Below are 11,026 nucleotides of genomic sequence, written 5' to 3'. Positions count from 1 at the left end.
TTAGCTACTTTAGGACGCGAACATAAAATAATTCAGTTGACTATTCTGACTCACCAACGTGATTTGACGTAGAACCTATAAAAAACGAAAAACAATTTTCTGTTTTTCGTTTTTTTATATTATTCATTCAATGGATTACGCTTTTACTTACACTGGGTGTGAAAAGCGACTGATGTTAATTAAAATCCCTACAGATGCCAAGGTTAAGGTAAGGGAAGACCCACCATAACTTAGAAAAGGCAATGTAATTCCTGTCACTGGAATTAACCCAATAACAACACTAATATTAATGATTGCTTGTAAAGAAATCATGGAGGTAATTCCTAGTCCTAGTAACATGCCAAATTTATCAGGGGCAGTTAACCCCACGCGTACTCCTCGCCATAACAAGAGGAAGAATAGGAGAATTAAAAAACTCCCACCAATAAAACCTAGTTCCTCAGCAATAATAGCGAAAATAAAATCATTGTGCGGCTCAGGTAAATAAAAAAATTTTTGCAAACTATTCCCAAACCCCATACCTAATAACCCACCCGGGCCAATCGCATATAATGATTGAATGATTTGGAAACCGTTATTTAGCGGATCCTCCCAAGGATTTAAAAAAGCCAAGATTCGATTCATGCGATAAGGTGCAGAGATGATAAGTCCAGCAAATCCGATTATTCCTAGTAAGCCAAGTATCGCAAAGTGACTAATTTTCGCACCCGCAACAAATAGCAACATAAAACAGGAAAGAACAAGGACTACACCTGTTCCTAAATCGGGCTGTAACATAATTAAACCAAAACTCGTAAAAATTAACAGGGTTAATGGAAGAAACCCTTGCTTTAATGATTGAATATATCGTTGTTTTTCAGCTAAGTAAGTAGAAAGAAAAATGATTAACCCCAATTTCATAAATTCAGCTGGCTGAATGCTAAAGGCACCGATACCGATCCAACTTCTTGCTCCTCCTCTAACCATACCTATACCAGGGATTAATACCGCTATAAGTAAAATGAAACAACAAATAAGAATCGGTTTTGCATAAACTCTCCATGTTTGATAAGGAATTCTTGATACAACAAGCATAGCAACTATACCTATGCCAGCAAACAGCAACTGACGCTTGGAAAAATAAAAAGAATCATCAAATTTATAAGATGCCAAAATTGCTGAAGCACTATAAACCATCACAATCCCTATTACAAGCAATGCTAAAATAACAATTACTAAAAACAAATCTGGATTTGGCTGTGCATGTCTCTTATTGCTCACATTATTGCCCCTTTTCTTCAACGTTAACACTTATTTGTGAACGAATATAGGAAATAAAGGCTTTTTATACAGTTGTACGAGCCTTACTATAATGTATGCACAGCTTTTACAAACATGTCTCCTCTTTCTTCAAATGTTCGATATTGATCCCAACTTGCACAAGCTGGTGATAATAAAATGACATCACGCTCATTTGAATGTGCATAAGCTTTTTCAACAGCTTGCTGCATTGTTTCCACATGAATAATTGAATTTATTCCAGCTTTTTTTCCAGCTTCCTCTATTTTATTGGCTGTCTCCCCAAAAACGATTAACGTTTTCACAGCATGTAAATAAGGGATTAATTCATCAAAACTATTTCCACGATCTAATCCTCCTGCTAAAAGGACAACTGGATGATTGAATGAGGAAATTGCTTTGGATGTTGCTACTATATTTGTTGCTTTTGAATCATTATAAAATAGACGTTCGTTATAGTTTCTTATATATTGTAACCGGTGTTTTACACCAGTAAATGTAGTAAGTACTTGCTTAATTCCTTCTACCGTACCACCAGCTAACAGACAAGACGCAATAGAAGCAAGAATGTTTTCCAAATTATGCTTTCCTACTAATCTTATTTCCGATCGTGCGATAATAGCTTGATCTTTAAAATATATATATGATTCATCACACCAAGCACCATTAGGTAAATACTGTTTTGTACTAAATGGTATCCTTGTAGATTTCGCTGTCTGGACTACCTCCACCACATTAACATCATCTGCATTATAAATAATAAAGTCATTTTTATCTTGATTGGAAAAAATTTGTGCTTTTGCATATTGATAGTTTTCAAATGTATGGTGATAATCTAGATGTGCTTGAAACAAATTTAATAATACAGCAATTTTCGGCTGAAATGTTGTTGTTCCCATTAATTGAAAAGAAGATAATTCAACAACTAGCGTTTCTTTATTCTTTAATGTGGAAGCTACTTCAGCAGCAACCATACCAATATTTCCCGCAATTTTGTTAGCTTGCTGACTGTTCGTTAACATTTCATGGATTAAGGTCGTTGTTGTCGTTTTACCGTTTGAACCTGTAATCCCAATAATTTGATTGCGCGTTAAATATTGTACGAGTTCTATTTCAGTAATTACTGGAATATTTCGGTTTAAAGCTTCTTTAACTAACATATTCTCATATGGTATACCAGGGTTTTTCACAATAACATCAATATTTTCTAATAAGGATAATGGGTGCCCACCTGTTACTACTTCTATACCGAGTTTTTTTAAGCGAATAATCGATGGATCGTCTAGCTGTGCATTCAAATCATTTGCTTTCACTAAGCAACCATTGTCGGCTAAAATTTCACAAGCTGCTGTACCGCTTTTTGCTAATCCTAATACTAATACATGCTGATACGGAAATGAAATGAGTTGATTCATGTGAGCCACACCTCAATATACATACCGAGAGCAGCAAATAATAATCCAACTAACCAGAAAGTTGTCACTACTCTCCATTCTGACCACCCTTTTAATTCGTAATGATGATGCAGTGGGCTCATTCGAAAAATCCGTTTCCCTGTGGTTTTGAAAGAGATTACTTGAATGATCACAGACAATGTTTCTAATACGAAAACACCACCAATGATAACTAATAGTATTTCTAATTTTGTTAAAATAGCAACTGCAGCTATAGAAGCTCCTAAAGCAAGTGAACCTGTGTCTCCCATAAAAACTTTAGCTGGGTGTGCGTTAAATACTAAAAAGCCAAGCAGCGAACCAACAACTGCCATGGAGAAAATCGACACTTCAAATTGCGTCACACCGTACCAAGCCAAAATTCCAAAAGCACCAAAAGCTATTGCGGCTGTTCCTGCTAACAAGCCATCTAAACCATCTGTTAAGTTTACCGCATTAGAAGCACCGACAATCATTAATACTACTAGAATGCCATATCCCCAACCTAAATCAAATTGCAAATTAGTTCCTGGTATACTCAAATAAGTTGGAAACTCATTAATTTTTAAAACAATATAAAAGATAGCTGCAATAATAATTTGCCCGAACATTTTTTGCTTTGAAGTGAGGCCCAAATTTCGCTTCAACGCCACTTTAATGAAGTCATCCAAAAATCCAAGCACGCCATAACTAAATAAAATAAATATTAACAAGAAGCTCTCGGATCGAAACCAACTTGCTTGTTCAAATTTTGTTGTCATAATTATTGTAGTTGTAATGATACTTAAAACAATCATGACACCACCCATTGTTGGGGTTCCTGTCTTAATCATGTGTGATTGTGGTCCTTCTTCCCGAATACTTTGACCAAATTTTAACTTTCGTAAAAATGGGATAAAAATCGGTGATAAGAGGACGGTAATTAAAAATGCGATGCTCATTGTAATAATTAAAATATATTCATTCAAGATATTCTCCTCCTTTGCCTATAAGAAACCGCCCTATGCGTCTTTATTAATCGAACACAATACTTTTACATACTATTTCTAATTGCATACCTCTAGAAGCTTTTAATAAGATTAAAGTCGTTTCGTCTAGCAGTGGTTGTAAAAACGCAACTAATTCTTGCTTATCTTCAAAGTGATTAGCTATGATATTGGGTTTACTAATGTTTAATTCTTGATTCAATACTTTTGAATGCTTTCCAATGGTACACACAAAGTGAATGTCCTCCGTTATCGAATCTGCTATCTCCCGATGATAGACTTTTGCGCGATCACCTAATTCAAACATGTCACCTAGTACCAATATTTTTTTCTTAAAAGATTTCATTTCTTTCACTACTTCAATTGCTGCTTTCATAGATGTTGGCGAGGCGTTATACGTATCGTTAATTACAGTTGAACCATTTAGTCCTTTTAATGACTCAAATCGCATCCCAGTCATTTCAATAGTTGATAATCCTATTTGAATTTGATCATGGTTCATCCCTAAATCTTTAGCAAGCGCAATAGCATAGGACGCATTCTTCGCGTGATGTTTACCTAACAAAGGAATTGAATACGATTCATTTTCGAATATAAATGTTGTTTTTGTACTAGTAACATTTATATCCTGTATGCGGTATGGTACATTAGATTCAAACCCAATAGGTTGCACATTCATGCCCTCTATATAGGAATCTAATAATGATTCATCTCCATCCACGTACATACATCCTTTATCATTTAACCCAGTTATTATTTCTGCTTTTGCTTTAGCTATCCCTGATCTTGTTTTTAAATATTCTATGTGCGATTCCCCAATATTAGTAATGATCGCGTAATCTGGAGCAGCAATTGTTGACAATACACGTATTTCCCCAAAATGATTCATCCCCATTTCAACTACAAGTATTTCTGTGTTAGGTGACATATTTAAAATAGTTAATGGTAACCCAATATGATTATTCAAGTTACCTTTTGTGTGATGTGTTTGAAACTTTTGAGCTAATACAGTTGCAATGATATCTTTTGTCGTTGTTTTTCCATTTGAACCAGTTATACCAATGACAGTAGGATTGATTTTATTTCGATAATAACCCGCTAATTGTTGAAGGGCATGTAACGTATCTTCAACAAAGAAAATGGGAAGATCAGTTGGGACATATTCTGGTACGGATTCACTTTGATCCCAAACGGCTGCAATAGCTCCATTGTTAATTGCCTGATCTAGAAATTCATGGCCATTAAACTTATCCCCTTTTAAAGGAACGAATAAGCCATGATTTGTAGTAACTCTACTGTCTGTTGTTACTTGGCGAATTGGTAAGTTCCCTGTCACCGCCCCTTGTGTATTTGGAAATAACTCAATGATATCATTTGTTAAAAATAACATGATAGTAACTCCTTACGTTAAGAAATAAGCATTCATTATTCAAGCAAAAATGCTGCGGAACATATTCATTTTGCTATAGATTATTGGTTATCGCTTTTTTTGCAATTTCTCGGTCATCAAAAGGTAATGTCTCATTTCCTATTATTTGATAGGTTTCATGGCCTTTACCAGCAATTAATATCATATCATTTTCATTCGCTAATGCAATGATTTTTTCTATTGCTTGCTTACGATTAACTTCTAATTCATAATTCGCTGTTTTTAAATCTTTAATCATATCACCCAAAATTGCTTGAGGATCCTCAGATCGGGGGTTATCAGATGTAAAAATGGCATAATCAGCATATTTACATGCGATTTCTCCCATTAGAGGTCGTTTTGTTTTATCGCGATCCCCACCACATCCAACGACAACATAAGTTTTTCCTTGTGTAAATTCATTCATTGTTTCTAGAACATTTTGAAGCGAATCAGGTGTATGTGCGTAATCTACGACAACACCGTAAGACTGCCCAGCTTGAACCGGTTCAAAACGACCACTTATTCCCGTAGTGTGCTCTAATACATTTTTTATATTTTTTAGTGATATACCTTTTAATAATGCAACACTGACTGCTGCAAGCATATTGTATATACTGAATTTCCCCATTAATTTGCTAGTTATCTCAATATTACCTTTAAACGTTTGTAATATAAATTTACTTCCATTTGCATGGAGCGAGATATTTTTAGCATGCACATCAGCAGACTTGTCAATACCATAAGTGATTACTGGCTGAACGGTAGCATCAATGAGTTGCTCACTATAGGCATCATCAGTATTAATAACAGCATATTTTGGTTTATTCTTATCATACACATTCCCAAGCTGTTGGAACAAACGACTCTTTGCTAAAAAGTATTGATCCATTGATCCATGATAATCTAAATGATCTTGCGATAAATTGGTAAATACAGCAATATCAAAATCACAGCCATTTACACGCCCTAATTCTAGTGCGTGTGACGATACTTCCATTACAGCTGTTTGCACACCTGCTTGAATCATTCGATAAAAACCCTTTTGTAAAAAAGATATTTCAGGTGTTGTATTTGCGACAGGAAAAGATTCCGCTGCTATTTTCATCTCAATGGTACCAATTAAGCCGGTAACTTCTTGAGTTGCTTGTAACATTTCATTAATTAAGCTCGTTACTGATGTTTTTCCATTTGTGCCTGTCACACCTATAAGATCTAATTTTTGTGTTGGAGTATCGTAGAAAGCATTAGCAAGGTAACCTAAGGCTTTGGTCGTATTTCTCACATAAAAAACAGGTACGTTACAAGTAGATAATTGTTTTTCTGCAACAACCGCTACCGCACCATTTTCAATTGCTTGTTCAACAAAATCATGCCCATCTACTGTATAACCTTCAATACAAAAAAATAGATAGCCTTGTTGCACTTGTCTAGAATCAATGGTGATTCCTTTTATCTCTATGGAAGGAATATCTTGATTCCCTTGATATTGTGGAATAGTATGTAATAAATCTATTAGTTGCTTCATTGTCGTTCCTCCTCGACCATTAAACTTTGTTCATAAAAAAGTACTCATTACTGTTTCAAATTATTTTTCACAAGGAAAAACCTGGCACTGCCAAGTTTAATTGTTCCATGAAAGCTAATAGGCTAATTTTTTAATACTTATATATTGTACCAAAAAAATCAATTAACAGCATGGTTAATCATATCTATTTTTTATTTCCGAAGTAAAGGCGGACTGTATCTCCTTGCTCAATTTTCTTTCCGGCTTCTGGCGCTTGATCGATAACAACATCACCTGCACCAGATGCTTCAATGGAAAGGTTAAGTTGATACTTTTGTAAATCGTTTTTTGAAGAGCCAATTAAATTAGGCACTTCAACAAGTGGTTGCTCTGGCCATTGATACTTTTTTTCAAGTCCCTTTTCTACAGAATCAATTCCCATAGCACGCAAGCTATCTTCAATTACATTTCCCACTATAGGTGCAGCTACTACTCCGCCAAACTGTACTGTACTTTTCGGATTATCAATCGCTACATAAACAACTATTTCTGGATCATTTGAAGGCGCAACACCAATAAAGGATACAATATGGTTGTTCTCCATATACCTTCCATTCTTACCCACTTTCTGAGCTGTCCCTGTTTTACCACCAACCCGAAAACCCTCTACATATGCACCACGACCTGTTCCTTTTGCTACTACAGTTTCAAGTGCTTCACGAATCTTTTCAGAAGTCTGATTAGATATAACTTGTTTCTTCATATTGGGTTCATTAGTTTCAACTACTGCTCCTGTAATTGGATGAAGCCAACTTGATGCTAAATGTGGAGTGTACAAATATCCACCATTAACAGCTGCTGATACTGCCATTACTTGTTGAATTGGTGTAACTGAAACACCTTGACCAAATGACGTAGTAGCTAATTCTACTGGACCAACTCGATCAAGATCGAATAAAATACCATTTTCCTCTCCGAATAAATCAACTCCTGTTTTATTACCAAATCCAAAATCAGTTATATAACGATATAATTTTTCTTTTCCAATTTTTTGACCTAAAGAAATAAAACCAGGGTTACACGAATTTTGGACAACTTCCAAATAAGTTTGTTGACCATGCCCGCCTCTTTTCCAACAGTGTAAAGTTGATCCACCAACTTTCATTGAACCTTTATCATAAAATGTATCTTCTTCTAAATCTACCACTTTTTCTTCTAAAGCGGCAGCTAAAGTAATTATTTTAAAAGTAGATCCCGGTTCATATGTACTCCAAATAGGGAGGTTCCTATTGTACGTACTCGGGTCAAGTTTTTTATAATTTGCTGGATGAAAATTCGGTCTTGAAGCCATCGCAAGAATTCCACCACTGTCCGGGTCAACAGCTAATGCTATTGCACCATCTGGACTATATTTTGCCTCTGCTAAATCCAATTCTCGCTCAACTATCGTTTGAACTCTTTCATCAATCGTTAATTGTAAATCATGTCCGTCAATTGGCGGATGGTAAGTATCAGCTAGATTAGGAAGTCTTTTCCCCTTTGCATCAGAATAAAAGGACAAACTACCACTTTCTCCTTTTAATTTGTCATCATAGTAGAGTTCCAAACCTATTAATCCTTGATTATCTATCCCACTAAATCCTAATACATGAGAAAGATATTCTCCATTTGGATAATGTCGTTTAGAATCTTGAGCGATATAAACACCATCTAACTGTAAAACTTGAATCGCTTTTGCTTGTTCTTCTGTTATTTTTCTTCCTTGAGAGAAACGAACAATACTTGTGTTTTTTGTTAAGTGTTGTAACATGTCCGCTTCATTTATATCTATGATCTTACTAAGCAACGAAGCTGTTCGCTTTGGATTATTTATTTGCCTTGGTACAATCATTACAGTTGGTGCAGACACATTTTCTGCTAATACCAGACCATTCTTGTCCAAAATCTTTCCTCGCTCTGCTTCAAAAACAATATCTCTACTCCAAGAAGCTTCAGCTTTTTCAACTAGTTCCTCACCCATAATAAACTGGACAAAAGCCAAACGAATAAGAACTGCTATAAATAAAAGAAGCGCAAAAAGAAATACAGTGACTATCCTTTTTCTCATCGTAACATTAGATACTCGTTTCATTTTCTAACTCCTCCGAACAAATAAACTTGTATCTATATATATGTCATTGATGATTGAATAGAACACTGTATATTTTCAATCTAACTTGCTTCTTCTGGTTCTTCTTTTTGCTTTGATTCCTTTGACGATATCCGATCTGGCAACGAAAATTCAACCATAATATACGTACCCTCTTTTATAGTAGTACCAGGTTTAATACTTTGAGAATTAGCATAGCCATTACCCATTGTTTCTAGATCCAATTGTAATAGTTCACTCAATTCTATAACATCACGCCGAGACCAGCCTTTAATCGATGGTATTATTGGATTGTCAGTAACAAGAAAAACCCGGTCTTTTGTTACTACTTGTTCTCCTTCATTAAAATTGCTCTTCTTAATTGTATCACCATTCCCAATAACAACAACATCTAAGTCTTTTTTCTCTAGATCATTTTTTATTGATTCAGTAGATTGATTGATTACATTAGGAAAATCAATTGTTTTTACTGGTACTTGTTTTTCTTTATCAGGCTGAATATTCATATAATGCAAGCTATTTTTCATAACATTATTAAAAATATATGATACTGGCGCTGAACCTGTTTCATCAGCTTCTAGCTCCGGTTGCTGTACAGTTATATACATAATTAATTCAGGATCTTCTTTAGGAACCATTCCTAAAAAAGAGAAAATATAATTCTCCTTACCAACAAGGTATCCACCTTTAGGATTTGAAATTTGTGCCGTACCAGTTTTTCCAGCTACAGAATAATCATCTAAGTTATACCTACGCCCTGTTCCATACTCTGATGTAATAACAGTGCCCATAATATCTAGCACTTGATCGGCAGTTTCCTTAGAAATAGGATTCTCAACTATTTCTGGCTCATTCTTTTGCAATACATCGTTCGTTTCAGCATCTTCAATTTTAGCAATGGTATATGGTTTCATCATTTTACCATCGTTCGCAATTGCAGTTGCAGCTTGAATAAGCTGAATTGGTGTTACAGTTGCCCCCTGTCCAAAACTAGCAGTAAGCTTTTCAATTGGATGATTATACAAAAGTGTTCCCGCTTTTTCTCTTGGGATATCTATTCCTGTTTTTTGATCAAAATGAAAAGTTTTTAAATAGTCTAGGAAAGTGTCTGTTCCAATTTTATCCCACACTAACTTTGCCATAGCCACATTAGAGGAACGTTGAAACCCTTCTAAGTAAGAAATCGATCCCCAACTCTGATTATAATCAGTAATCGGTCGAATAATCTGATCAATTTTAAAACTACCTGATTTAAAAGTTTCGTTCGGATTAAATACGCCTTCTTCAATCGCAGACGCTAAGGTGAAAATTTTCATTGTCGATCCAGGTTCAATTGGTACAGATACAACATCATTATACCAATTCTCTACTTCACCTAAATCATTCGGATTATAACTTGGACGGTTTCCCATTGCTAATATTTCTCCAGTTTTCGGATCGATAATCGTTGCAGTAATTCGCTTTGGATTATAGTCTTCAACAACTTGTGATAAAGCATCTTCTAAAAATGTTTGTATTTTTTGATCAATTGTCAGATAAACATTTTGTCCATCTTTTGCTTCTTGAATGATTTCATCCGGCTGTAGTAATTTTGTATTATATTTATCACGCTTATAAGAGATCGACCCGTTTGTACCTTGAAGTTTATCATCTAATTGTGCTTCAATTCCAGTTAATCCAATAATTTTTTCTCCGTCTTGTTTCTGTGCTAAACCAATAACTTGAGAAGCAAATGTTCCATTCGGGTAATAACGCTTTGCCTCTTGACGAAAATTAATCCCTGGCAACTTGAGTTTTTCAATTTCATTTTTTGTTTCTTGACTTAATTGACTACCAATTTCACCAAATTCAACTTGAAATTTATCCGCTTCTATTCCTTTTTTTAATATAGCAGTAACTTCAGCGACATCTACACCTAAAACTGGTGCGAGTGCATTCGCTGTCTTTTCTACATCTGCCACGTGTTTTAATTTTTTTTCTGGATCAGATGAGAATGAGTCATCTACAATGGCATACAAATCATAGATAGCACGATTTTGAGCTAAAGCCATATTTTTTCGATCATAAATCGAACCTCTTTTTGCTGTTATCTTATAGCTGTTTGTTCGACGACTATCTGCCCATTCATCTAAGTTTATCCCTTGTACTTCTCCAGTAGTCTGAATGTATAAAAATCGCCCAGCAATTAATAGAAATATCACGACAAATATAACTGTTAATACATTGGTCATTAATTGTGTCGTTCTATTTTTTTTCAATTTCTAT

Annotated in this window: 7 protein-coding genes; all 7 read right to left on the bottom strand. The window is 34.9% G+C overall.

Annotation, left to right across the window (positions count from 1 at the left end; translation table 11 throughout):
- Nucleotides 1-147: 147 nt before the first annotated feature.
- Entirely contained in the window at nucleotides 148-1,260 is a 1,113-nt protein-coding gene (spoVE, locus tag ACH6CY_RS13540; protein WP_374067862.1) for a stage V sporulation protein E, read from the bottom strand.
- A gap of 86 nt (nucleotides 1,261-1,346) precedes the next feature.
- On the bottom strand, nucleotides 1,347-2,693 hold the full coding sequence (gene murD, locus ACH6CY_RS13535) for a UDP-N-acetylmuramoyl-L-alanine--D-glutamate ligase (protein WP_374067861.1): 1,347 nt from the start codon (nucleotides 2,691-2,693) through the stop codon (nucleotides 1,347-1,349).
- Complete coding sequence (gene mraY, locus ACH6CY_RS13530) at nucleotides 2,690-3,652, bottom strand: phospho-N-acetylmuramoyl-pentapeptide-transferase (RefSeq protein WP_374067864.1); 963 nt, start codon at nucleotides 3,650-3,652, stop codon at nucleotides 2,690-2,692. The genes murD and mraY overlap by 4 nt, the downstream gene beginning before the upstream one ends.
- Nucleotides 3,653-3,725: 73 nt before the next feature.
- Nucleotides 3,726-5,087, bottom strand: coding sequence for a UDP-N-acetylmuramoyl-tripeptide--D-alanyl-D-alanine ligase (locus tag ACH6CY_RS13525; RefSeq protein WP_374067860.1), 1,362 nt, complete (start codon nucleotides 5,085-5,087; stop codon nucleotides 3,726-3,728).
- A 73-nt stretch (nucleotides 5,088-5,160) separates the two neighbouring features.
- Nucleotides 5,161-6,633 (bottom strand): UDP-N-acetylmuramoyl-L-alanyl-D-glutamate--2,6-diaminopimelate ligase, encoded by a 1,473-nt coding sequence (locus ACH6CY_RS13520; protein WP_374067859.1) that lies wholly within the window; start codon nucleotides 6,631-6,633, stop codon nucleotides 5,161-5,163.
- 184 nt (nucleotides 6,634-6,817) lie between these two features.
- Nucleotides 6,818-8,743 (bottom strand): stage V sporulation protein D, encoded by a 1,926-nt coding sequence (locus tag ACH6CY_RS13515; RefSeq protein WP_374067858.1) that lies wholly within the window; start codon nucleotides 8,741-8,743, stop codon nucleotides 6,818-6,820.
- Nucleotides 8,744-8,823: 80 nt separating this feature from the next.
- Nucleotides 8,824-11,019, bottom strand: coding sequence for a penicillin-binding protein (locus ACH6CY_RS13510; protein ID WP_374067857.1), 2,196 nt, complete (start codon nucleotides 11,017-11,019; stop codon nucleotides 8,824-8,826).
- Nucleotides 11,020-11,026 lie beyond the last annotated feature (7 nt).

The sequence above is a fragment of the Paraliobacillus sp. JSM ZJ581 genome (genome assembly GCF_044383835.1).
In the GTDB taxonomy this organism is placed as follows: domain Bacteria; phylum Bacillota; class Bacilli; order Bacillales; family Amphibacillaceae; genus Paraliobacillus.
This window is presented reverse-complemented; position numbering and strand designations above follow the sequence as displayed.